At 44.1% G+C, this 23,172-nt stretch carries 22 protein-coding genes and 2 pseudogenes; 8 read left to right on the top strand and 16 right to left on the bottom strand.

Annotated elements, in window-relative coordinates:
* Positions 1-169: 169 nt before the first annotated feature.
* The gene (locus O9X78_RS17905) at positions 170-376 is read right to left on the bottom strand and encodes a helix-turn-helix domain-containing protein (RefSeq protein WP_269621083.1); all 207 of its coding nucleotides are present in this window, start codon (positions 374-376) and stop codon (positions 170-172) included.
* Positions 377-745: 369 nt separating this feature from the next.
* Between O9X78_RS17905 and O9X78_RS17900 the strand changes: the two genes are divergently transcribed.
* The 3 genes from O9X78_RS17900 to O9X78_RS17890 all read left to right on the top strand — a co-directional run bounded on the left by O9X78_RS17900 (position 746) and on the right by O9X78_RS17890 (position 2,846).
* A complete protein-coding gene (locus O9X78_RS17900; protein ID WP_269621082.1) occupies positions 746-1,945 on the top strand; it encodes an Arm DNA-binding domain-containing protein in 1,200 nt (399 codons plus the stop codon).
* Between the two features lie 70 nt (positions 1,946-2,015).
* Positions 2,016-2,231: a type II toxin-antitoxin system Phd/YefM family antitoxin gene (locus tag O9X78_RS17895; RefSeq protein ID WP_269621081.1), complete on the top strand. Its 216-nt coding sequence runs from the start codon at positions 2,016-2,018 to the stop codon at positions 2,229-2,231.
* Between the two features lie 66 nt (positions 2,232-2,297).
* Positions 2,298-2,846, top strand: coding sequence for a hypothetical protein (locus O9X78_RS17890; RefSeq protein ID WP_269621080.1), 549 nt, complete (start codon positions 2,298-2,300; stop codon positions 2,844-2,846).
* 179 nt (positions 2,847-3,025) lie between these two features.
* On the opposite strand, the pseudogene O9X78_RS17885 reads toward O9X78_RS17890, so the two are convergent.
* A pseudogene (locus tag O9X78_RS17885) lies at positions 3,026-3,365 on the bottom strand (IS66 family transposase); the annotation flags it as partial.
* Positions 3,366-3,377: 12 nt separating this feature from the next.
* Between O9X78_RS17885 and O9X78_RS17880 the strand changes: the two are divergent.
* Positions 3,378-3,740, top strand: a pseudogene (locus tag O9X78_RS17880) (integrase core domain-containing protein); the annotation flags it as partial.
* A gap of 124 nt (positions 3,741-3,864) precedes the next feature.
* On the opposite strand, the gene O9X78_RS17875 reads toward O9X78_RS17880, so the two are convergent.
* From O9X78_RS17875 to O9X78_RS17850, 6 genes are all read right to left on the bottom strand, one after another.
* The gene (locus O9X78_RS17875; protein WP_269621079.1) at positions 3,865-4,788 is read right to left on the bottom strand and encodes a hypothetical protein; all 924 of its coding nucleotides are present in this window, start codon (positions 4,786-4,788) and stop codon (positions 3,865-3,867) included.
* 872 nt (positions 4,789-5,660) lie between these two features.
* A complete protein-coding gene (folE, locus tag O9X78_RS17870; protein ID WP_269621078.1) occupies positions 5,661-6,380 on the bottom strand; it encodes a GTP cyclohydrolase I in 720 nt (239 codons plus the stop codon).
* A gap of 270 nt (positions 6,381-6,650) precedes the next feature.
* A complete protein-coding gene (locus tag O9X78_RS17865) occupies positions 6,651-6,869 on the bottom strand; it encodes a hypothetical protein (protein ID WP_269621077.1) in 219 nt (72 codons plus the stop codon).
* A gap of 62 nt (positions 6,870-6,931) precedes the next feature.
* Complete coding sequence (locus tag O9X78_RS17860) at positions 6,932-7,552, bottom strand: hypothetical protein (protein ID WP_269621076.1); 621 nt, start codon at positions 7,550-7,552, stop codon at positions 6,932-6,934.
* A 931-nt stretch (positions 7,553-8,483) separates the two neighbouring features.
* The gene (locus O9X78_RS17855; protein WP_269621075.1) at positions 8,484-9,230 is read right to left on the bottom strand and encodes an RNA polymerase sigma factor; all 747 of its coding nucleotides are present in this window, start codon (positions 9,228-9,230) and stop codon (positions 8,484-8,486) included.
* Positions 9,231-9,370: 140 nt separating this feature from the next.
* Positions 9,371-9,796 carry an RrF2 family transcriptional regulator gene (locus O9X78_RS17850; RefSeq protein ID WP_269621074.1) on the bottom strand — a complete coding sequence of 142 codons (426 nt, stop codon included), beginning with the start codon at positions 9,794-9,796 and terminating at the stop codon, positions 9,371-9,373.
* A 91-nt stretch (positions 9,797-9,887) separates the two neighbouring features.
* Here O9X78_RS17850 and hmpA point away from each other — a divergent pair, with 91 nt between their 5' ends.
* Both hmpA and nrtS read left to right on the top strand, forming a co-directional pair.
* The gene (hmpA, locus tag O9X78_RS17845; protein WP_269621073.1) at positions 9,888-11,060 is read left to right on the top strand and encodes an NO-inducible flavohemoprotein; all 1,173 of its coding nucleotides are present in this window, start codon (positions 9,888-9,890) and stop codon (positions 11,058-11,060) included.
* Positions 11,061-11,258 carry a nitrate/nitrite transporter NrtS gene (gene nrtS, locus O9X78_RS20950; protein WP_350339242.1) on the top strand — a complete coding sequence of 66 codons (198 nt, stop codon included), beginning with the start codon at positions 11,061-11,063 and terminating at the stop codon, positions 11,256-11,258.
* A 30-nt stretch (positions 11,259-11,288) separates the two neighbouring features.
* On the opposite strand, the gene O9X78_RS17840 is transcribed toward nrtS, so the two are convergent.
* From O9X78_RS17840 to O9X78_RS17805, 8 genes are all read right to left on the bottom strand, one after another.
* Complete coding sequence (locus tag O9X78_RS17840; RefSeq protein WP_269621072.1) at positions 11,289-12,587, bottom strand: 2-oxo acid dehydrogenase subunit E2; 1,299 nt, start codon at positions 12,585-12,587, stop codon at positions 11,289-11,291.
* 22 nt (positions 12,588-12,609) lie between these two features.
* A complete protein-coding gene (gene aceE / locus O9X78_RS17835; RefSeq protein WP_269621071.1) occupies positions 12,610-15,267 on the bottom strand; it encodes a pyruvate dehydrogenase (acetyl-transferring), homodimeric type in 2,658 nt (885 codons plus the stop codon).
* Positions 15,268-15,416: 149 nt separating this feature from the next.
* Positions 15,417-16,412 (bottom strand): NAD(P)H-dependent flavin oxidoreductase, encoded by a 996-nt coding sequence (locus tag O9X78_RS17830; protein WP_269621069.1) that lies wholly within the window; start codon positions 16,410-16,412, stop codon positions 15,417-15,419.
* Positions 16,406-16,786, bottom strand: coding sequence for a hypothetical protein (locus tag O9X78_RS17825; RefSeq protein WP_269621068.1), 381 nt, complete (start codon positions 16,784-16,786; stop codon positions 16,406-16,408). The genes O9X78_RS17830 and O9X78_RS17825 overlap by 7 nt, the downstream gene beginning before the upstream one ends.
* 5 nt (positions 16,787-16,791) lie before the next feature.
* On the bottom strand, positions 16,792-17,211 hold the full coding sequence (locus O9X78_RS17820) for a DsrE/DsrF/TusD sulfur relay family protein (protein WP_269621067.1): 420 nt from the start codon (positions 17,209-17,211) through the stop codon (positions 16,792-16,794).
* Positions 17,212-17,219: 8 nt separating this feature from the next.
* Positions 17,220-17,546: a DsrE family protein gene (locus O9X78_RS17815; protein ID WP_269621066.1), complete on the bottom strand. Its 327-nt coding sequence runs from the start codon at positions 17,544-17,546 to the stop codon at positions 17,220-17,222.
* Positions 17,539-19,248, bottom strand: coding sequence for an NADPH-dependent assimilatory sulfite reductase hemoprotein subunit (locus O9X78_RS17810; protein WP_269621065.1), 1,710 nt, complete (start codon positions 19,246-19,248; stop codon positions 17,539-17,541). The genes O9X78_RS17815 and O9X78_RS17810 overlap by 8 nt, the downstream gene beginning before the upstream one ends.
* A 9-nt stretch (positions 19,249-19,257) precedes the next feature.
* On the bottom strand, positions 19,258-20,991 hold the full coding sequence (locus O9X78_RS17805; RefSeq protein WP_269621064.1) for a diflavin oxidoreductase: 1,734 nt from the start codon (positions 20,989-20,991) through the stop codon (positions 19,258-19,260).
* Between the two features lie 106 nt (positions 20,992-21,097).
* Between O9X78_RS17805 and O9X78_RS17800 the strand changes: the two genes are divergently transcribed.
* Positions 21,098-21,943: a LysR family transcriptional regulator gene (locus O9X78_RS17800; RefSeq protein WP_269621063.1), complete on the top strand. Its 846-nt coding sequence runs from the start codon at positions 21,098-21,100 to the stop codon at positions 21,941-21,943.
* Between the two features lie 126 nt (positions 21,944-22,069).
* Positions 22,070-22,717 (top strand): hypothetical protein, encoded by a 648-nt coding sequence (locus O9X78_RS17795; RefSeq protein WP_269621062.1) that lies wholly within the window; start codon positions 22,070-22,072, stop codon positions 22,715-22,717.
* Positions 22,718-23,172: the final 455 nt, after the last annotated feature.

Here is a 23,172-nt window from a genome sequence, read left to right as displayed (position 1 = left end):
GTACCGCCAACGCCCCTAACTATAGGCTTACAAATCTTTAAAATCATGATTGAAATGCAAGATACTCAAGATTACCCCTAATTTAGGTCGCCGAAGTAGGCACTCCAGAGACATTAAATTACAAAAAGGCTTTATGCAGAATGCTGAATATAGACCTTAGCAGGAAAGGCTAGCTTTTTAGATGAGTAACCAATTGCTCAACTTCGCAATCAAAGTAGTTACACAGCTTATCTAGGTTATCCGTCACCGTGCTATGACCAGGATGATTGATGATCTTCGACAGGGTCATCCGATTTATCCCAGTCTCCGCAGCTATCTCACCAATAGTAATCCGCCGCTTTTCCGCGAACTCCTTTTCTGCAATTAGCTCTTTCAAATGAAAACGGATCACCTAAAACCTCAAACGATTAAAAATATTATCAAATAATGATTGCATTGATCGCAAATCTAGGTATATTTAATATCAAATGATAATTTATATTATCATTAACGATTTAAATCTACGCTGGAGATGATCGCATGAACAGAACATACCTTACAACTGAAGAGCTTTCGTCAAAAATAAAATATGACCCTAGAACCATCAGGCAAAGCCTTAAAGATAGCGTCCTACTTGAGGGTAAACATTACATACGTCCTTTTGGCGGACGGAAGATCTTGTACATATGGGAAGTAATAGAGCAAGAAATGCTTGAAGGTTTTAACAGCAACTTTGCAATTCCTTTGGCCAACGGGGGTGTCTCACATGGCTAATATTCGAACCAGACCAGAGACAGGTAAGTTATTTATCGATTTTCGAATTAAAGGTAACCGCTATCGCGAGCAGACTTTGCTAGACGATAGTCCGAAAAACAGAAAGCAACTCCAAGCATTTATTCAGCGAATGGAAGCCAAAATTCTGCTTGGCGAATTTAACTACGCTGATTTTTTTCCGAACAGCTCAAATATTGCGAAGTTCTTGCACTCAAGCTCGGGAGTTAGCTTCGTAGAGTCAAAGCCTGAGAAAGAAGTTGATACTCCAAGGTTCGAATTCTTCGCACGCCAATGGCAAACCGAGAAGAAAATAGAGTGGCGGGCATCTCATGCCCGCAACATTGAATCGGTGCTTTCAAATTCGCTGATCAAGTTTTTCGGCAAGCGTGTGTTATCCGATATCACCAAAGCTGAGATTCTTGAGTTCCGTTCCAAGCTCGCATCTAAGCCAGGGCGTGGCGGTAAAGAGCAGATTGCAGCCAAGACCATCAATACTCATATGGCGCTACTAAAGGGTATTTTGGAAGAGGCATCAGATCGCTATTCCTTTGAGAACCCTTATAAGAATATCAAGCCGCTCAAGCTCCAGCGTACTCATGTTGAACCGTTTTCCCTGATAGAGGTTAACCGGGTCATCGAATCGGTACGCGAAGATTACCGCAACTATTATGCGGTACGCTTTTACTCCGGTATGCGTACTGGCGAAATCGATGGGCTTCGCTGGGAGTTCGTCGATTTTAAGCGCGGACTGATTGCTATCAGAGAAACACTGGTTCAAGGCAAGACTGAATACACCAAAACTGACGGCAGCCAGCGGGATATTCCCATGCTAGGGCCAGTTAAAGCCGCATTAGAGGCTCAGTATCTAGCAACCGGTAAGCTAAGCCCTTATGTGTTCTGCAATACCGAAGGCAAGCCCTTAGACCACAACAACATTACTAAGCGTGTCTGGTACCCCTTGCTCCGTCATCTAGGTCTCAAGATGCGACGGCCTTATCAAACCCGCCATACCGCTGCGACACTATTGCTGGCTTCCGGTGAAAATCCCGAGTGGGTAGCTCGATTTCTTGGTCACGCTAGTACTGAAATGCTCTTTAAAGTGTACTCACGATATATCCCTAATCTTACGCGACAAGACGGTTCTGCATTTGAGCAAATGCTTGGCGTACAGGAAGAGCGAGTGGATAGTTGATGAACAAATACATTTGTAGAAATGGCCAACCGCTGAACGCAGATATCTCAATGCCTGAGAGGAGGTTCCAATGATTGTCGAGAACATACCTATCAGCCGGCTAAAGCGGGAGATGAACCAAGTTTTTCGCACGCTGGCTCGTAATAGCGTTGACGCCTATATCGTTACACGCAAAGAGAAACCGGTCACCTATCTAGTATCGATAAAGCACTTTGAAAGCTTGTTAGCGGAGTTACCCAATCTGGCAGACCAGCTCGAGCGACTCGATATTGATGATTCTATTTAAGTAAAAGCTGCTGAATAAATTAACGAAAACCACGATGTGAAAAACACTTAGAAATAAGGAGTCACTATGAGCATATTAACTATAGAGACCGCACGCTCTCTAGCAAAGGTTATCAATAACAGTCTATCTACGTACTATAACGATGATTTGGTGGCTATTCTTGGTACAGGCCGAGAATCCGATAATGAACAGGCTGTGCAGTCATGGCTAATGTCTCGTTTTGCCAACATCGAAGTCGGACTTAAGGAGTTATTGGTAGAGTATGCGTCTGAAGCCTTGATGCAGCACCTGAATGACCTAAAACTTGAAGTCGCCATTGGAGGCAAAGCTGAACTACAAGCACAGCAACGCTTTATTCCGGCAAAAGCACTTACTGAACGAGAGCTGCGTTGCATTGCCCGCGCAATATACCTGTTGATCTCGAATGAGAAATCAAAATCTTACCTAGATGCACTGATCGAATTAGTACTGGAAGGTGACGGCAATACTATTGAAAAAATTACTGCGTGGTCATTTTCTCAAGTGCAGGTCTATACCTACTTCCCCAGCGAGCTAACATTGCCATTAGCGCAGCGATTTATGTGCAAGGTAAAGCAGGCAGGCCAATCACATTAGCCTACGGCGTTAAAAACGGGAGGATTACCACCCAGACCCTAATATCATGAGTTTCGATCATGCCATCAAGATGCGAGGCATAGGCAGCACTAGTGAGCTTCTCTGATAGCGCTGGCGCTATCGATCTTATCGACGGCGCATGGTGGGTCACATGTAAGCGTCCGGCAAACCCACATTGCCTACGGCCGCCAATTATGCGGCAGTAATTCGCTGATCTTTGACGCCCGCTGAGTCGGCAATCTTTCCATTACATCCTTCAAGTAGGCCTGCGGGTTCAGGCCATTAATCTTCGCGGACTGGATTAGGGTCATGACATTAGCCGCACGCTGGCCACTGCGCAGTGACCCCGCAAACAGCCAGTTCGAACGGCCAAGCGCCCAAGGTCTAATTTGATTCTCAACCCAGTTATTGTCGATGGGCACAGGCGCCATCATCAAGGTGGCGCGTGAGCGCATCCCAGCGTTTCAAGCTGTACTCAATCGCTTTGGCTGTCGCGCTGCCATCGGGTACCTGCAGCCGTTTTCCGATCAGCCGATGTTGCGGATATTGACGGATCGTGGAACAGAGTATTGTGGTCGTGTTGAGCAGCATGATTATCAGCTGTATTTGGCGATCAACGACATTGATCATACGAAGACGAAAGCCATGCACCCGCAGACCAATGGGATCTGCGAGCGCTTCCACAAAACCATTCTACAAGAGTTTTATCAGATCATCTTCCGTAAGAAACTGTATGCCGATATTAACGAGCTACAAAAAGATATGGACGAATGGATTAAATATTACAACAATGAGCGAGCTCATCAGGGCAAGATGTGTTGCGGCAGAACACCAATGGCAACTTTACTTGATGGTAAAACGATCTGGGCTGAGAATAATTTAGCTCAGATCTAAACTGGCAGACACCGGTAAAAAACGGGTAACTGTCAGCTCAAGTCTGAGCTACTATAGATAAAATGTTTGTCCTACCAGTCGCATGCTAACTACAATATTAAAAATTTATCCTTATTTGATTGATTTAACCAAGTATTTCGACACTTTTGAGTATGAACGTTGGTTTATCAGGGTCTCTTTCAAACACCTTGTCGGCGATAAAGCGGATATTTTTAGAGAAGTAGTTTGCTTCTGCAATCTTTTTTAATAGCATTGTGTCCTTGAGGACAAAAATTTTGGATGCCTCGTAAATTTGATTCTCCCCGATAGTTGTTAAATATGCAGTATTACAAAACTCGCGAAACCCATCCACTAATGCTAAACCAGAAACCTCTTCTGCGGGTGGAAAATCATATTCAAAGGTCTCAAATTCTCCAGAAAATCCAATAATTTTTGAGTCCGAGCTAATACTTTTAATTCCGAAGGGGTGGGCGATCTTTTTACCGCTCATTTTTTTCCGAAATTCATTGACCTGATCTTCAAGAAAATCTATTTCTGGTGGAAGCAGCCCAAACCTATCGTCGTGAAGAAACAAGTCTGATTGGGTTTGCCTTACCTTGCTGCAGACATGCCAGACAACATCAGGTAATTTCGCTAATACTTCTCCAGCACGGTCATGATTAACCAAAAACAATACAGTTCTCTGTTTTCGTTTTATCATGGAATTCGTGGCGATCAAATTTCGGGCAGCAACGCTTACATCATACTCTGAATAATATTTTTCAATGAAAGTGTTGCAAGCGTGCATCACCCCGTTTGCAAACTGCTTTCGCACTTGGCATCCTACATCAGTTTCATCGTATGAAATCCAATCCTTATTAAGATGGGTAACCGAGGAGCTTTGCGGGAAAAGGTACGCGAAAGGCGCGCCAAATCCTTCTGCCGCAATATCCGTAATATTGCGTAATTTAGTCTCAAGCTCTTCACCATTACTGTATTCTGATTTTTTCATTTTAATAACCTTTTTAATGCCCCGCGCAATGTCTGAGTTGATATCTATTATTTCCATGGCAGGGTGCGGGGCAAGAAAATGGAGCCAAGGGGGCCTTGAGGACAATAAACTTGTCTACAAGAATTGAATGTTTCTTTGATTAATAATGGTGCGCTTATCGTTTCACTCGGAAAGTAGGTCGCAATTACTTTATCTCACATCGAGTGAGCGGAACGCTTATGCAAGTGTTTTGGTCTAGCATGTAATTTCGACTAGATTTTCGAATTGCGAAGCGCAATCACGCAAGCTTTATGAACGCTGGAGACAGCTTCGCTTTTATGTGCGGTAACCAATTATGATTATTAGTGCATACTTAGTAGCTCGCGCAGAAATAATCAAAATTAGAATTGGGATGCTTAAATAAAGTAGATTTTGTGTTCGAACACGAAAGATCCGAACTGCGTTGTATTTTTCGATACGGACACTTCGAAAATATTAAGCTGCTAGAAAGTAAAATAGGCAACTTAAAGTAAGTATAGGAAGCTTAGGGATAGAAACCGTAAGCGTAGCTCTAGTCAAAAACGACCGGCAGCTATCATGTATATGCGCTGGGTTAGAATTATAGCATCTGCCTACTAACACATTTGCAGCTGCACCCTCAGGTGCATATCTTGTGTGACTAAAATAGTCAATTCATAGCTACTTATTTAACCAGTCTAGCGAACTGTACTACAAGTATCTGATAAGGGGCAATAAATCATAAATATTTGTCGCTGTCAAGCAGGGGCTGAATTTTAGTTTTGAGGCTGAAATAGTATGTCGATAATGTATGCTCGAAACACTGCTTTTGGTGATTCGTTGATGCCTACCCTTTAAGCGAAAACAGGTAGGGCAGTAGTCATGCAGCTTGCCTCATGTGGATCATGGGCGGTATCAGATAGGCTGATCTATTATTTTATCAAACTTAAAAACTCGCGTCGCAGGCTGGGGTTGTCGAGCATCGCGCCGCGCATAACGGAATTTGTCATGACTGATTGGTTGTCTTTAACACCACGCCAGTGCATGCAGTAATGCGTTGCTTCCATTACAACGGCCAAGCCAGTTGGCTGGATGCGCTGTTCAAGTTCGTTCGCTAGCGCCATCACGGCTTCTTCCTGAATTTGCGGTCGATTCATAACCCAGGTGCAAAGACGAGCGTATTTTGACAAGCCAATCAATTCTGAGTCTGCGCTCGGGAGCACACCAACCCAAACCCTCCCCATAATTGGGCATAGATGATGAGAGCAAGTGCTGCGCACCGTAATTGGGCCGACGATCATCAGCTCATTAAGTGCCGATATATTGGGGAAGTGTGTCATGGATGGTGCAGGTTGATAACGGCCTTTGAATAGTTCGTTGACGTACATTTTTGCAATTCGTTTTGCTGTGTCTATAGTGTTGTGGTCGTTATTTATGTCAATCACTAGGGAGTCTAGTACATCCCGCATGCGATGTTCGACTTCAATGCGAAGAGCATCTAACTCTCCAGGTTTCAGATATTCTGCAATGTTGTCATTTGCATAGAAGCGTTTCCCAGCCTGGATTAGGCGTTTGCGAATAGTTGCCGATATAGGGGGGGCGGTGCTGTTGGTTTGCCGAGGATACCTAGAATTTTGGTTTTTGGTGGGCATGTAATAAATACTCGGTAGAGGTGCGTAAGAACAGATCTGTTGAAAAATGCACAGTATAAAATCAATGGGAGAGGTCAGCGTATGATTAGGTATCGGCGCCGTGCTCATACATCAGTTGTCACCTAGCCAGCCGTCCAGAATAAACGAGATAGACCCTGTCGCATCGGGGTACAATGACGTAGTGTTAGGTGCGACAATTTGGAAATGTTCCAAACCAAGTAATAATCTCGTTGTAAATAAGGTGAGCGCCAGCAGCATGGCTGCCATGTGCTAATACGCATCCCACATGGGCGCCCCCTCAGGAGCTCGTGACAGGTCCGGAAGACCGGTCAGTATGGTGGGCACCGCATTTCCACATCCGGTGGTGCCCAATAGCGTATGTACGGGGGATAGTGTCCATGGGGGGAATTTATTGCGCAGCATGCTTGCTGCTAGGACTAAGCCGCCTACGGCGGCAACACCAAATGCGCTCAAAGCGTGGCTCAACATATTCAGTTCCTTTTATTTACCGTGATAGGCAGCTACTCATGCGCAGCTGCAATTCCATATTTTCAGTGCAAGCTGGCTAATTTCACATCTTTCATCCCCAAGGCATGAGCTACGTCGTACATAGCCTGGTTAAGAATCTTATGAGTTATCAGATCCGCTTCATAACCCGCGCTCTCATTGATATCCATCATCACTTGTTGGTGTATCTTGTTGGACACGGCCTTATCGAAAAGATATCCGCTCCAGAAGGTGCCATCCGGTGTGGTGCCCGCGCTGACTAAGGTCTTTGCCAGCTCGACACCTGTAAGGACGGCAGGTTCTGGCAAATGGACACCGGCTTGGGTGGCGTGTTTTAGGCTGAGCGCAATGGCCAAATCCATCCCACCCAAAAAGGTCTTAAGATCTGCTTCGCCATACTGGTTGGTCAATTTTGAAACTTCGGTATTGACGGTATCTTCGCCAAGCATGAATACCAATGCTTTCGCAAAACTGAAGTTGCCGCTACCACCGCCAGCTTCTACTAGTGCAGCAGTTACGGCCAAGGCAGGTGCTCCTTGGTAGGATGCACCGCCGAACATGTTGATTGCAGTTGTACGTTGAGGGGGGGGGCGGTGGCTATCATCATTAGTGCTGGCGATAACACATTCGGTGAAGCCGATAACTAATAACGTAACAAGGGTCATGGTCCATATGCCAGAAAAAGGGCGTCGGTGGTGCGGCGAATATATGGTCTGAATTTGAGTTGTCATGATATTTCTCCTGAATAAATTTGTGGTGGCAATATATAGATCTAACTAATGTGACTATTAGATGATGTGTCTATCCGTGGCGTTCCCAATTAGTCGAAAAGAGATAAACGCTTACTTGCTTTACAAGATGCGCAGCGGCGATGGATTTGCTTAACGGAAGTGTCAATTGCTTCAGAAAATACCGTTGTGGTTTCTTCAAGAAATCCTGATAGGCGAGGGTTTAGCGCATACAGCCTAATCACATGCTAAGTTAAGCAGTTATGACTGAAAAATGGCGATGGGGGCTGGAAATACTGATTAGCCTTAAGTTTCTATTGTGATGGGGCGCTTATACAGCGGCATTGGGGCGTGTGATCTTTTTGTGTGGTCGGTATTATTTGGGTGCTATTTATAATTGTGTCGGTGGGAAGGATGGAGTTAGTAAGGTGTCTAAGCTTGGCTAGAGAATACCTACATTCTCTTCTGCTGCTTGGAAAATAGCACTATTTATCTGCAAAATTTTGTGGTGGGCATTTAAAGATCTACCATTGCTGGGAAAGCTAATGATGAGTTACCTTGGGAAAATGCTGCAAGATTTTCAATTTTCGTATCGCTTAAGGTTTTAATAATGTCATTCTTCTTAGAGTTATTCCAAGAGCCGTCCCGGAATGCCAGCAGTTGGGGTCGTAGGTATGACTATTTCTGGCTGGGGAGGTTCGCCGGCAAGCAGGGGTGTTACTTGCCGATACCTGTCGTTCCGTGATAAGTAGCATAGCCGTCAGTTTGCCTGTATGTAAGTTGGATGCTTTAGCGGGCAATGTGGGGACTAATAATTTGGTAAAGATCAAATGATGTGTCAGAGAGTAAATCTCTTTTTTCAATGCTTTTAGCGCTTGCGTTCCCCGGGGGGGCAGTGGGGTTTAAGAGGGGCGATCTTAGTCGCAAGTTGATCTAATACCTTATTGACGATGCGGTCACAACGATCACCGGCGAAACCGAAAGCTTCTTCGTAGTTACTATCAATTTCTCGCGCTAGTGCTTCGCGCATTTGGCCACGAGCACGGAAGTAGCGACTCCGCACAGTAGCTTCGGGAATACTAAGACAAGTAGCGGTTTCTTCGACCGTCATTTCTTCCAGTGCGCGAAGTACAAACACCGAGCGAAATGCTTCAGGGAGTTTGTCGATATTGCGTTCGATCAGGCGGCGAATGTCAGCGTTCTGGGCCTCAGTCTCAGGGGAGGAGGCAGCACTGTGTTGCATTTGGGAATCCTCTTGCGCTGCAGTGGCGAGCATTTCGCCGCCATAAATGGGGGCAATTTCGGCGCGACGCTTGTATTTACGGGCGCGCGCTAACGCTTCGTTAATTGTAATGCGAGTTAACCACGTTGAGAGTTTGGCATCACCGCGATATTTTCCTATAGTGTGGAAGGCTTGTAGATAGGCATCCTGTACCGCCTCCTCCGCTTCTTCCTCGTTCTTGAGGATGCTGCGGGCGGCTCGATACAGTAATTGATTGTGCCTACGCATCAACAGCTCCAATGCTACGGTGTCGGCTGCGGCGATGCGCTGAGCCAGTTCAATATCACTCAGTTCGGCTGGCGTATTTTGAGCATCAAATGGCAATGTGGGCATATGAGCTTTCCGGATTTGCGGTATATAACCATTTGATGCCACCTGGGTGGAAAACGTTCCTACTTATACTTAGATTCAGCATGTCTTATAAACGATGGTGGCAGCGGGATGTGGGCTATCCCAATCGAGTACTCGGCAATTTAAGGGGTTAAAAGGTGAATCACATTAATAGTGGGGGTGTCGACCATATCTGCAATCGAGTATCCGCCTAGGTGCACAAGATATTTGTCCTGGGCAGATTTGAGCGTCCGTTTTAGTCGGCAGGTTTTTAATATTAGGCAGTCCTGCCCGACACAGTCTAGTGGCTCCAGTGTCTTTTCCATTAACTCCAGAACCTCTCGAAGCGTGATTTCCTCAGGCGTCTTTGCGAGCGAAATACCGCCTTGTTTGCCGCGTATAGAATGCACATAACCATTTGCTACCAAGGTGCTAACCACTTTCATTAAGTGACTTTTGGGCATGTCAAATCGATCGGCGACATCTTGAATGGTCGTTGATTCTGTAGGCATTGATGCTAGGTAAATCAATGTTCGAAAGGCAAAATCGGTGTGTTTGGTTAATTGCATATTTCTTTTATTCCCAATAGCAGATTGACCGTAACTCAATCATGCATTACAGTAAATATTCATATGAAATGAATATTTAGGGGTAGCCTACATGCTTTCAGAATCGACCATTAATATCGTCAAATCCACTGTGCCTGCACTGCAGGAAAACGGTCTTAGCATTACAGAAAAATTCTATGAGATGCTGTTTGAAGCAGCGCCTGATCTAAAGCATGTATTCAACATGTCTAACCAGCGGAATGCCTCTCAATCTCGTGCCTTGGCAGATGCAGTGCTGGCTTATGCGAATAACATTGACAATATTGAGGTGTTGGTACCTGCTGTTAAACGCATTGCTAATAAACACTCCAGTATAGGTGTTGAGGCGCGTCATTACCCACTAGTAGGAGCAAGTTTGCTTAAGGCCATTCAGCAGGTACTTTCATTGCCTGACAAACATCCTGCACTAGAAGCGTGGGGAGAAGCATACGGGATACTTGCGGACATATTCATTGGCGCTGAATCTGAGCTATACACAGCGCGTGAGCAGGCAGTAGGTGGTTGGCGTGGGTTCAGGACCTTCAATATCATTAGCATCAAGGGTGAAACGCCTGAAGTGAAATCATTTATCCTCAAGCCTGCCGACAATGCGCCTGTGCTGAATTTTTCAGGCGGCCAGTACGTTGGATTGAAAATATTTAGTAACGCCACGGGTTACGACCAGATCAGGCAGTATTCGCTTTCAAATTGGTCCACTTCGACTGACAGATATCGTCTGACCGTGAAGAAGGAGCCGGAAGGCACTATATCTAATGTCTTGCATAATTATACGATCGGTGATTCTGTCTTATTGAGTCCGCCATTTGGCGAATTTACCTTAAATAGTGATGCTCAACAGCATGTATTTATCTCGGGCGGCGTGGGTATTACCCCTCTATTCTCTATGTTGCAACAAGCTGTTGCGAGCGGCATGGACAAAACAAATCTATTGTTCGTTGAATGTTGTCGTGGCAGGGAGCATCAGATATTTAAGGATGAGCTCAAACAACTAGCCGATGCCGGTGCCACTGTGTTGAAGCAAGTTTTTGAGTATGGGGATGGCGGCGACTTTTCGGGACGGCTAACTCCTGCAATCTTAGATAATTGGCTCATCGACAAATCTGCACAAGTTTATTTTTGCGGCCCTCAGCCTTTTATGTCTGAGCTTAAAAGGCAACTTAGTAGTATCGGCTTTGCGGATGAACAATTGCATTATGAAATTTTCGGCCCGACAACAAGCTTATAGATGGAAAGCGCAGTTAAGCATTTTCTTCGAGGGCGGTGGTTTTTTGTCGCCCTTATTGTCGGAAGCCTGCTGAACCTAATCAATAACTTTGATTATGTGCTTTTGGCTGATTGGGACAAAGTAGATGCTACAAAAGTGGCGTTAACTTATATTGTTCCGTATCTGGTCTCCAGTATTTCTGCCTGGTACTCACGTTAAAAATGGCGCGGTTCTAAAATAGAGAAAAAGTCAAAGAAGTAGCTTGCGTACGTCTTCCAGTCTCGAGCTTAAGTCAGTTAAAAACTTTCCTGCTTCCGCGCTGTTGATTAACTTGTGATTATAACTTAGACATAGGGGAAGCATAGTCCGTGGATGGAGGCATTGATCGTGCCACATAGGCTTGATATTGATCTGAGAAATGCCAAGAATGGCAAGTTCTGGTGAGTTAATGATCGGTGTAAATCCGTCGCCGCGATACTTACCTAAGTTTATAATAGTGAAACAGCCGTCGGTTAAATCATCTTGCGTTAATGATTGATTGCGGGATTTGAGCGTTAGCTGTGTCAGTTCTTCTGCTAAGTCAAAAATGGATTTCTGGTCTACCTCTCGGAGTACGGGGACAATTAGTCCGCCTGCTGTATTTATGGTGACACCAATATTAATGAATTTTTTGTAAATTATTTTTTCATTATCCGGGCTAAGTGTCGCGCTAAATTTAGTGTTTTGTTTTAGAGCTGATGCCGTTGCCATAAGGATGAATGGCGTCAATGTTAATTCAATATTGCGGTGTGCAGCTTCCTTATGAAGAGAGTGTCGAAAATTCTCTAAATCGCTAATGTCTACTTCGTTGAACTGTGTGACCTGAGGTGTGCTAAACCAGTGTTTGCGGCATGTGGATGCGGTTATTTTATCTTTCTCGCTGAGTGAAAATACATCTATTGATCCAGATTTTGAAAAATCAATATCTGTTTTCGCCAATAGGTTAGGGGCAATATTTTGTATGCTGTTGCCGGAAATAATTTTTTTTACATAAGTGTGTATGTCTTTTTTAATAATACGATTTCTAGGGCCGCTGGAGTCTATTTCTTTCAAATTAATGCCGAGCTCTCTCGCTAGTTTTCGAACTGTAGGCCCAGCGTATATCTCGGTGGTACTATTATTGGTGTCGATCGGCATGGGCCTGTTAGAGAGCGGGCCACAAAGGTCATTAGATGGTGGTACGGCTGGACTATTAAATTCACTGTTGGATCGTATTTGGTCATCAGCCGTATCATCTTGTATGCATTTATTTTCAGTAGACGGTGGCTGATAAGCTACCTTAATGTCTGCAATAATATTGCCTTTTTGGATACTGTCTCCAATTTTGACTTTGAGTTCCTGGATTACGCCGCTTAACGGTGAGGGGATTTCCATTGAAGCTTTATCAGACTCTAAGACAATGAGAGGATCACCTTCGGTGACACTGTCGCCAGCCATAATACAGATCCCAATGACTTCGGCGGCCTGATCATTACCTAGGTCTGGTGTTTCAATTGTTTGAGTAGCCATCCTGAGATCCTTTTGTGTAGGCCTATTTATAAAGCGGGTTTAAGCCATTAGTTTCAATTTCCATGTTTATGATGGCTTGGTTTACTTCTGTCGCCGGAATTACGCCGTCGTCACTTAGTGCCTTTAAGGCAGCGACGACGATGTGTTTGCGATCGACTTCAAAATGCTCACGTAATTTTGGGCGAGTGTCAGAACGTCCATATCCATCAGTGCCAAGTACCACGTAACGGCAATTAATGTAGGGTCGTAATTGTTCTCCGTAGGCCTTAATGTAATCAGTGGCACATATTACTGGTGCATTTATTTGGTTTAATTGCTGGCTAGCAAAAGAAGTCTTGGGGGATTCTAACGGGTGAAGCCTATTCCAACGTTCGCAATCCATACCGTCACGTTGCAATTGATTAATACTGGTTGCACTCCATACGTTCGTGCCTACATTGTAATTTTCTTTGAGAATCTCAGCGGCTGCTTCAATTTCTCGTAAAATGGCACCACTGCCTAGTAATTGAACTTTTAATTTGGATGTCTCGTCGGTCATGCCCTGTATCTTATACAAGCCTTTAATGATGTTGGCTTCGCAGCCGTTTGGCATTACTGGGTGGGGGTAGTTTTCATTCATTACGGTTATATAGTAGAAAATGTTTTCTTTGTTGTGATACATGCGTTTAATGCCATCTTGGATAATCACGGCTACCTCGTATGAGTAGGTCGGATCATAAGATACGCAATTTGGGATCATATTTGCTAGCAGGTGACTATGGCCATCTTGGTGTTGTAAGCCTTCTCCGTTCAAGGTGGTGCGTCCGGATGTGCCACCGATGAGGAACCCCCTAGCTTGAGAGTCACCGGCAGCCCAGCAGAGATCCATCACTCGTTGAAATCCAAACATAGAATAAAATATGTAAAATGGAATTAATGGCATTTTATGGTTGGCATAAGATGTTCCCACCGCAAGCCAAGCAGAGAAGGCGCCAGCTTCAGTAATGCCTTCCTCTAGTATTTGACCTTCTTTTGATTCTTTGTAATACATAATCTGGCCGGCATCCTGCGGAGTGTAACGCTGACCTTGTGATGAATAGATTCCAAGTTGTCGGAACATGCCTTCCATGCCGAACGTGCGCGCCTCATCCGGCACGATGGGTACGATTTTGTTGCCTATATTTTTGTCTTTTATTAGCGTAGATAAAACACGAACAAAGGCCATTGTTGAGGAAATTTCTCTAGTACCCGTACCTTTAAGTTGACTTTCAAATTTAGTGAGATCCGGAACCGTTAAAGAATCATAATCCGATACTCTAGCTGGTAAATAACCGCCTAATTTTTGGCGTTGCGCATGCATATATTGGATTTCAGGGCTGTCATTTGGCGGGCGGTAATATGGGACATTAACAAGATCTTCATCGCTAATCGGTATATCGAAGCGATCTCTGAAACGTTTCATTTCATCCATGTCTAGACTTTTTACTGAGTGGGCTTCGTTTTGTGCCTCTCCGCCACTACTACCGAGACCGTAGCCCTTTACCGTCATAGCTAGTATTACGGTTGGCTTATCCTTCGTCTCTATCGCGTTTGCGTATGCGGCGTATACTTTATATGGGTCATGACCACCACGATTAAGATGCATGATTTCATCGTCAGAGAGGTCTTTGACTAATTCAAGTAATTCAGGGTACTTGCCGAAAAAATGTTCCCTAGTGTAGGCTCCACCGTTGGCTTTGTAATTCTGTAATTCGCCGTCAACCACTTCGTCCATACGGCGCAGGAGTAAGCCAGTGGTGTCTTTTTTCAATAACTGATCCCATAGTCGGCCCCATACTACTTTGATGACATTCCAACCCGCGCCGCGGAACACTCCTTCAAGTTCTTGTATTATTTTTCCATTGCCGCGTACTGGACCGTCTAGGCGCTGCAGATTACAGTTGACGACGAATATGAGGTTGTTGAGCTTTTCGCGACCCGCTAATGAAATCGCACCTAAAGATTCAGGTTCATCACATTCTCCGTCGCCTAAAAAGCACCAGACCTTGCGATTATTTTGGTCTATTAAACCGCGGCTATGTTGATATTGCATAACGTGCGCTTGATAAATTGCTTGGATAGGCCCTAGACCCATGCTCACAGTGGGGAATTGCCAATAGTCGGGCATCAGCCAAGGATGGGGGTATGAGGAAAGGCCGTTGCCGTCGACTTCTAAACGAAAGTTTTCCAGTTGCTCCTCGGTTAGGCGACCCTCTAAAAATGAGCGGGCATAGATTCCGGGCGAACTATGTCCTTGAAAGTACACTAAATCACCAAGATGATCTGACCCTCGGCCATGGAAAAAATAATTAAAGCCTATGTCATATAAGGTAGCTGAGGAGGAAAAAGTTGTTATATGGCCACCGATTCCGGAATTTTTGGTGTTTGCCCTAACTACCATGGCGAGCGCGTTCCAGCGAATTAGCGAACGAATACGGCGTTCCATAAAAAGGTCGCCTGGCATTAATTTTTCCTGATGGGGCGCAATGGTATTTTGAAAAGGAGTGGTAACTGCATTTTGCAGCGCAATCCCTGATAATGTCGCCTTATCAATGAGATGAGAAACAAGAAAGTGCGCTCGTTCTTGACCATTAAACTGGATAACGGAATCTAAAGCGTCAAGCCACTCCTTTGTTTCGTGAGGATCACTGTCGAGAAGCATGATGGGTGGATCTCCCTTTAAGGAATTGCGTAATATAAGTTGTGTGTGAATACAAATTTCAAATGTGTACGGTGTAAGTAGGTTTTCTTCGCTGCAATTTAAGAAAATTACTGTTCTTCAGTTTTTGAGATAATCTCTAGGGATATCATTTAGGGAAATTTCAGCGCCAATTTGGCTTCTGTAACCAGCGCGTCGACTCTTTGTTTCACACTAGTTACTTTCGCTATCTGACCACACGATTGACCGGAATAAAGCGCCATATCATCAATGGCACCTATAGCATCAGTTAGCGGAGAGTCTGTGGAACAGAGATGTATGGATTGATTGTCTTGATAGCCAATTACAATAGGATGATCTTGTTTGTTCGAGTCTATACGCTCCCCTCGAGTGATAGCGTTTGCAAGTACTCTTACTGGAGCAGGTTCATGCCAATTGCGGTGAAACTGAGTGGTGTAAACGGTATCGTTGGCATTTGCTTTGATGATCCGCTGCTTGTGATGCTCATGGGCATTAGCCTCAGTAGTCGCTAAAAAAGCAGTACCTAAACTTACACCTTGGGCGCCAAGAGTTAGTGCTGCTGCGATTGACTTACCATTGCCTATGCCGCCTGCGGCTACAACCGGTATAGGACTTATTGGAAGTAATTCTGCTAAGAGGGGGAGACTGCTGACTTTGCCGCGTACATGTCCTCCGGCTTCTTGCCCTTGTGCTATGAGGACGTCAACTCCTGCATCCAATGCGGCTTCAGCGTCCTTGCGATTACCGACTTGATGGATAATTTTACATCCTTCAAACTTTAATTGGTGAATCAGCTTTTTATCGATATCCCAGAATAATGCTATAAATGGAACATCTAGTTCTATGCATAGACTTACTTGTGCTTTTAGCAGGCTGGAATCTGTTGCCGCAGGAATGAGATTGACTGCAAAGGGAGTAATACATTGCTGTTTGAGTGCGGCTATTTCGAAGCGCATGCGCTCGCAAGGTTCGCGTACCATGCCAAGTACTGGAAATCCGCCGGCGTTAGCAACGGCGCTTGCGAGGCGGTGCCTAGCTACGCCTCCCATTCCCGCAAGCATAATAGGAAATTGACAGCCTAGTAAGTCACAAAGTGGGGTATGTAGAGGCGAGGTAGTTTTTACCATTGCCACACCTGGTCGGCGTGTTCGTAAAGTACTGGTAAATTATGTCGTGCTATCGTTTGTACGCCTTGAATAATAGATTGTCGTTGTAAACCGCGTTCTATAAAGTCTTCCTCAATAATAAATACGGGCACACCACTATCGATTAATTGATTGATGTCCTTTGGTAAATCAGCGGGTTGGCTTTGATGCCATTTTCCTAGAGAGAGAGAAGGTTGAGCAGTTTTTAGAACCGCGTAATATGCGCCGTGCCCAGCCAGTAATACTGTGAGATCGCCACCTACACTACGCATGGATCGAGTAAGCCAAAGTATTGTGTCGTCCTGTTCTTCTGTTGTTGTGCGAAAGGCTTGGTCAATAACTTGTAGTACTTTCATTCGGTCTACCTCGTTCCTATTGTGAGGGTGTTTAGTGATTCACTAGCATATCGCCACAGGTCTGGAGGACCTCCTCGGGTGCAGCCTTTAATAACATCGGTGACGCCTCTTTCGTCGACGCAAAGTCCGCAGTTAATCCATTCAAACTTCAAATTATTGCTAGCTGCTTTATGTTGTAGGCTAGATATCCAATCTTTGCTCAAAGGGTGGTCTTCTTCTTTGGCGTTTCTGCCATGAATCGAATTACCATGGGCCTTTTGTAAGGAGAGTGACAAAGATACAGCACCTTCGTATGCAAACACTCTTATATTCGCCCCTTTATCAAGTGCAGCTTCCAGAAGGCGGAAGAATGTTACCGTTCTCTCACTTTCAAAGGGGGGATCCATGAAAGCGAATGTTAATGTTTGTTCATTAGTACTTTTCATAATTTCTCCTAGTTCCAAATAACTTTGTGACCAGCAAGTAGAGCGTCGATGGCATGCTCTAATGTTCCCACATAGATATTATTTTTAAGTTCGTTATTAAATATATCTCTTTGTTGTAAAGAAAATTTGTCAGCGATGACGACGACAGTTGAATTCAAAAGGGCATCAAATTCTTTTGAGATAGCCTTCTGTCTAGCTGGCATTACACCGTTTTGAACAAGTAGTACGGTGACGGTGTTGCCGGCGAGCAGTAGATCTTGAGCAAGTTGATACTGATGGCTTGTGCGTGTTTCCGTGAAAGGATCTTGGCTTTGGATGAATAAGTAATTAGACATTGGGGTTTCCTAGGTTGACGGATGTGCATTGAGAATCTAGCAACTTTTGGCGAACTAAAAAATCGCCAAAGTGCTCGTTGGTCAAACGTTCATTACTGTAGTGCTCGAGTAATGGGCTAAGTAAGATGGAGAAGGTTTCCTCATCAATATTACTAGCGTAAAGAGTCGCTAAACGATCGCCATGAAAACTGCCACCTAAATAGAGATTGTATAATCCAGGTGCTCGGCCAGTAAGGGCGATTTCACCTAAATAGGGGCGGGCGCAGCCATTGGGGCAACCGGTAAGTCGTATTGTTATAGGTATGTCGTTTACGCCGTGACGTGCCTTTAAACGCTCGAATAGATCTAATAACCTTGGCATGTAGCGCTCCGCTTCGGCCATGGCTAAGCCGCAGGTGGGTAATGCTACACAGCTTAGAAGATGATTAGCTTGATGATGTGGTGTTAATCGCCATAGTAAATCGAGGTCGTCTAGGCGTGATTGTATTTGACTCTTTTCGTAATCGGCAATGTGGGTAAGTTGCAAATTTTGATTGGTGGTAAGCCTAATGCGTCCGCCGTAAAACTGAAAAAATCCAGATAACTGATCACGAAGTGCGCCGTCAATTCGGCCATTTTCGATATATATAGTCGTATGCCAAAGACCATCATCGGCCTGATGCCAGCCTAATTTGTCTCCATTTTGTTCAAATTTGAATGGGCGTGGTAAGCCCAAGGTCTCGCCAAAACGCGCAGTTAGCTCATTGTTAAACCAATCTAACCCCAGTCGGTCTAGGGTGTATTTGAAGCGCGCACGGTGTCTGTCTATCCGATCACCAAAGTCTCGCTGTATGGTCATTATCGTCTCGGCAAGCCGTGGTGCTTTATCGGCCTCAATAAACCCGATTAGATCGGCTAGTCTAGGATAGCTGTCGGTCCTTGCATCTAATTGCCCCATGCCGCCACCTACGCAAACGTTGAAACCAGTAAGTGCACCGTTTTCTATTATGGCAATGTAACCAACGTCTTGGCCGTATACATCTATGTCGTTGATGGGAGGTATAGCGTAGCCTACCTTAAATTTACGGGGCAAATATAAATCACCGTAAATAGGTTCTTCATTATCGGTTTTAACTGTGGGTTTTTGGTACCATATCTCAGAGTATGCGCCGGTTTTAGGAATGAGGCGGTTGCTTGTCTCTTTAGCAAGTTCGTTAACTTGCTTATTTAGTGCGGATAGGCTCGGATTTGCTCCACAAACAACGCCACGATTATCATCGCCACATGCAGCAATAGTATCTAAGCCTAGATTATGAATTCCTTGCATGAGTGCTCGCAATTTCCGCTTTCGAATGCCATGAAACTGTATTGTTTGACGTGTTGTAATACGTATTCCTCGTTCAGCAAATCGCCTTGATAAAATATCGAGTCCATGCCATTGATCTTTGGTAAGTACGCCCCCGGGTATACGAAGGCGAACCATGAATTGAAAAAGATTTTCTAAGTACCTTTGACGGCGTTCATTTCGTAAATCTCGATCATCTTGTTGATAGACGCCATGGAATTTCATTAAAAGATGGTCGTCCCCAGGAACTGCGCCGGTAAGGGGGTTATCTAATCCATTTGAGATGTTTCCACGTAGATGTCGACTAGTCGCTTTTAATTTTTCATTTTCATGAAGATTATCTATTAGTTGACTGGGTAATTTAGTGTTTAGATCCATAATTAATTCCTAGTATAGGTTGCGATGGATACGCTTACTTTTAGAAAGAGACGTCCACTTTCCTTCGCCTAAACAAAAATCGTAATGTCGTTTTAATTGGGACTCGCAGTGCTCTAAAGTGGCTCTTTTTCCGCAAAAGTAGAGGTGTGCTCCTTTGTCGATCCACGACATGAGTCGTTGCTCATTTTTGAGAGCGATTGAATGCAGTGTGGCTTCGCAGCTATCGCCGTAAAATACAGTGTCTATATGGGTGATAACGTTATTTATGTGAGCTCGTTGAATATCAATCTGATAAAGAAAGTCTTCTTCAAAGTGTTGTTCTTTAAATAGCAGCCAACATTGAGGTGCTTGTTCCAGAGTTGATAATTTTTGAATAAAGGCTCGGTAGGGTGCGATGCCTGTGCCTTCGGCAAAGAGAATTACTGGGGTGGTGTTGTCCTTTGGTAAGTGGAACCGAGTATTTTGGTGGGGGTAAATTGTAATGCTATCACCGGGCTGCAATTCAAGCAGGAATCGTGACGCAATACCTTCCTCTCTGCGTTTTCCAAATGGATATCTATACATTTTGACAGTAAGGTGAATCTCATCATCGATTGCTGAAAGCGAATTAGATACGTCATATAGCCGCGGCTGTAATGGGCGCAATGTATTAATTAGGGATTGTGGGTCTGGATGGGCGGGCTGCTTAATTATCAGATCTGACACTTGTATTGTGCGTAAATACCGGCGTTGATCTGGTTTTGTGCTGTTTGCAATGGTAGTTAGTTCCGTATCGTTCGTTAAATTAGACCAATATTCTAAAAGTGCTAAGCTCGGGATGGTTAGATCGCGGTGTTCCCTTAATGCTTCAACTAGTTGAAGCGCATGACCATCTAGTGTCACTGGGTGTTCAGCGGAGAGACCGGTCGCATCTAATAATGCCGCTACAAGTTCGGGTGGATTGGCAACATAAACGCCTACTGCATCCCCGGGTTCGACAGAGATGGTATTGGAACCGATCGCTAGCTCAAGGTGGTGAATGGGATCCTTTCTACTTTTGCTGCTAAGGTTCAAATTTGATAGCACTTCAAGAGTGACGGGATTACTTTTATTGCATTCGCTAGGCGTGATCGGTAAGTTTAAATGTAGTTTATCGCTAGCGTTCTTTGAACTTCTGGGAAGTAACGTCAGTAATGATGCCATCCATTTTTTTGCAGATTCTTCATAGTCAACGTCACAATCTTGTCGAGGTAAAAAGCGGTGACCACCTAACTCCTCTAAGCGATGATCTATTTGTATACCGGTAGCACAGAATTTCTCATAGCTGCTATCGCCTAAAGCTAATACAGAAAATTTGATATTATTAAGTTTAGGTGCGTCGTTGCTGAATAGCGCTTCATAAAAAGGTGTTATTGGCTCAGGGGGGGCACCATCACCGTGAGTTGAAGTGATGACTACAAAATGATCTCGTTTGTATAGTGCTCGGGGTTTGATGTATGAAAGGTCGGAAACATCTACGTTGATTCCAGACTTGCGACATAAGTCGCGGAATAGATAGGCAAGTTGCTTGCAATTATTGGTCTCGGTGCCAAATGCAATTAGCGGAATGTTTAGATTGGTACTGTTTTCAGTCGCTGTTGATTCTATTGCAGTGGCTGCAAGGTAGCCGCTTAGCCACAATGATTGTTTGTCATCTAGTTCATTGAGTAAGCTGTGTAGTTCGCGCCACTGCTGTTTTGAAAATATATGGTTAGGTGCTTGCATTGAAAGTACTGCTTTCAGGTTATATTTCTGACAGTATGACAAGCAGATATTTTGATGAATAATGAAATATAATGTCAGTTTAATTGAAAAATATTGATAGAGACTTATGGATATTGAACTTGCACGGACTTTTCTTGAAATAGTTAAAACAGGTAGTTTCATTGCTGCAGGTGAACGTCTGCATGTTACTCAAACTACTGTTACTGCCCGGATCAGAAACCTTGAAGGGCAATTAGGTTGTAGATTGTTTGTTCGTAATCGAGCGGGAGCAAAGGTTACTAATGATGGTGAGCGATTTATTTCCCATGCGAGCCAATTGGTTCAAGTGTGGGAAGTGGCTCGTAGAGAGCTTCCTCTCCCAAAGGGAGCAGATACGATCTTAACTTTGGGTGGGGAGGCGAGCCTTTGGAATCCTCTGCTATTGGAATGGCTGCATGAATTGAGAATTAATAAAGGCGATGTAGGTGTTCGAATAGAGGTGGCGGAGCGCTCGAGTCTTCATGAAAAAATCGAGCGTGGCGTGTTAGATGCCGCGCTTGTTCATCAGCCGGATTACTGGCCAGGTATCCAGGCAGAGCAAGTATTAGAAGAAAAGTTAATCAAAGTGAAGTCGGTAAAGAGTGCAGATCCGTATATATATGTAGATTGGGGTGAACATTTCTGTCGTCAGCATGATGCGGCTCTTCCAGAGCTGTGCCGTAGCGATTTATATGTAGATTATGGCCCTCTAGCTTTGGATCATTTAGCTTGTCACGGCGGCAGCGGGTACTTTAGGAGCCGTGTGGTTAAGCCATATATCGATAGCGGTCTTGTTGAGCGCATTGATGGCGTACCGGAATTCAGCTATCCAATATATGTTATATATTCTCGCGGTAACGCATCCAAATTGATGGGTATTGCATTAGAGGCACTAAGTTGTGCTGTAGAAGTAGCGGGTCGTGGAGAGTTCTAGGTAGTGATGGTATTAGGTGGCACCTTAATATCAATACTAATGATATTAAGTGTAGTAAATTTTCATTTACTGCGATAGCCGTAAAAGAATTATAGTAGGTAAATTCCGGTATAAAGAGGTATTCCCGTGGATACGGAAATGATGCTTCTTGTTCTAATTGCCACTTTTTATGGGTCTATTATGGTTAAGAAGTATAAGCGAGAAGAGGCTGTTAAGAATAGATTGCCAGCATTGCCTGACTTAGAAATTGAGTACATTATGACATCGTATCTTTATTGGGAGTCAAAATGGATTATTGCGTTTGTTGATCACGACAAAAGGATGAAAGTTATTGCCGAGCAAGAGATAGCGTTAAAATTGAAGAGTGTATTCTATATGCTTTTTAGAAGTTATGGCGGTGATACTAGTATTGATAAGTGGCTTCTCCTGAATGACATTTGGTTGGAAATAGTCGAGCATATTAAGTCAGTTGTATGTGGGAACCAAGATGGCGAGGATAGAGTTGTGAAACGCATGTCTAAGCTAGTTAATCGTTTTATTTGTAAAGATGGGTATATCAATTTACGGGCAAAATATAAGCGAAATGTTGGATTTTCAGTATATCAGTACTTAAGTAATCAGAAGCTGAGGATACAATGTGTGATGAATGATTCTCTAGATGACGAAGCTCAACTTAGACTAACTTATAGTAACCAGCTCCACCAATTATCCGTGCTAATTAATGAATCTTTATGTTTCCAAAATAGTTTTGGGGAAGCGATAATGGACGCTTGACGAAATAGGCTACATAGGTGTATATGCGACGAAAAACACTGGTCGCGATTCCTTGATAAATATATGCTACTACAAATTAGTTGTAGTAGTCTCGATCTGATCTGACATATTTTCTAGAAAAAGAGAGAGTTACCCGTTTTGATAAAGTTCCAGGTTCGAACTGCCTCACAGTAGATATGAGACTTGCACGTTTCACTTTCTTGTTAAACAAGACTTTTTTATCTGTCTGTAAAACGCAGACGTAAAATACAGGTTTAGCGAGATCGATATCTATGACTTTGATTTTCATGATGGATGCCCTTTCGCTTAGTGAACGACGTGTTTATTTGAGCCTGTAAATAATTCTGTGTAACTGCTCGTGGTTTACGCATAGTCTTTCAAGCGGTCTTCGAACTCAATCATAAATCGGTTCATGGCCGCACGCCAATTTCTAATTGGCATTGTCCATTTCTTTG

Source organism: Zhongshania aquatica (assembly GCF_027257955.1).
Classification (GTDB): domain Bacteria; phylum Pseudomonadota; class Gammaproteobacteria; order Pseudomonadales; family Spongiibacteraceae; genus Spongiibacter; species Spongiibacter aquatica.
The sequence above is the reverse complement of the archived record's forward strand: the minus strand, read 5'-3'. Positions and strand labels throughout refer to the sequence as shown.

Bases quoted from the DNA above. Each gene is read 5' to 3' on its own strand.
- O9X78_RS17890 (WP_269621080.1), top strand. From the start codon at position 2,298: ATGAGCATATTAACTATAGAGACCGCACGCTCTCTAGCAAAGGTTATC.
- O9X78_RS17900 (WP_269621082.1), top strand. From the start codon at position 746: ATGGCTAATATTCGAACCAGACCAGAGACAGGTAAGTTATTTATCGAT.
- aceE (WP_269621071.1), bottom strand. From the start codon at position 15,267: ATGCTTCTCGACAGTGATCCTCACGAAACAAAGGAGTGGCTTGACGCT.
- O9X78_RS17860 (WP_269621076.1), bottom strand. From the start codon at position 7,552: ATGACCCTTGTTACGTTATTAGTTATCGGCTTCACCGAATGTGTTATC.
- O9X78_RS17895 (WP_269621081.1), top strand. From the start codon at position 2,016: ATGATTGTCGAGAACATACCTATCAGCCGGCTAAAGCGGGAGATGAAC.
- O9X78_RS17830 (WP_269621069.1), bottom strand. From the start codon at position 16,412: ATGGTAAAAACTACCTCGCCTCTACATACCCCACTTTGTGACTTACTA.
- O9X78_RS17820 (WP_269621067.1), bottom strand. From the start codon at position 17,211: ATGAAAAGTACTAATGAACAAACATTAACATTCGCTTTCATGGATCCC.
- O9X78_RS17825 (WP_269621068.1), bottom strand. From the start codon at position 16,786: ATGAAAGTACTACAAGTTATTGACCAAGCCTTTCGCACAACAACAGAA.
- O9X78_RS17805 (WP_269621064.1), bottom strand. From the start codon at position 20,991: ATGCAAGCACCTAACCATATATTTTCAAAACAGCAGTGGCGCGAACTA.
- O9X78_RS17800 (WP_269621063.1), top strand. From the start codon at position 21,098: ATGGATATTGAACTTGCACGGACTTTTCTTGAAATAGTTAAAACAGGT.
- O9X78_RS17855 (WP_269621075.1), bottom strand. From the start codon at position 9,230: ATGCCCACATTGCCATTTGATGCTCAAAATACGCCAGCCGAACTGAGT.
- O9X78_RS17840 (WP_269621072.1), bottom strand. From the start codon at position 12,587: ATGGCTACTCAAACAATTGAAACACCAGACCTAGGTAATGATCAGGCC.
- O9X78_RS17875 (WP_269621079.1), bottom strand. From the start codon at position 4,788: ATGGAAATAATAGATATCAACTCAGACATTGCGCGGGGCATTAAAAAG.
- O9X78_RS17865 (WP_269621077.1), bottom strand. From the start codon at position 6,869: ATGTTGAGCCACGCTTTGAGCGCATTTGGTGTTGCCGCCGTAGGCGGC.
- nrtS (WP_350339242.1), top strand. From the start codon at position 11,061: ATGGAAAGCGCAGTTAAGCATTTTCTTCGAGGGCGGTGGTTTTTTGTC.
- O9X78_RS17810 (WP_269621065.1), bottom strand. From the start codon at position 19,248: ATGGATCTAAACACTAAATTACCCAGTCAACTAATAGATAATCTTCAT.
- O9X78_RS17815 (WP_269621066.1), bottom strand. From the start codon at position 17,546: ATGTCTAATTACTTATTCATCCAAAGCCAAGATCCTTTCACGGAAACA.
- O9X78_RS17850 (WP_269621074.1), bottom strand. From the start codon at position 9,796: ATGCAATTAACCAAACACACCGATTTTGCCTTTCGAACATTGATTTAC.
- hmpA (WP_269621073.1), top strand. From the start codon at position 9,888: ATGCTTTCAGAATCGACCATTAATATCGTCAAATCCACTGTGCCTGCA.
- folE (WP_269621078.1), bottom strand. From the start codon at position 6,380: ATGCCCACCAAAAACCAAAATTCTAGGTATCCTCGGCAAACCAACAGC.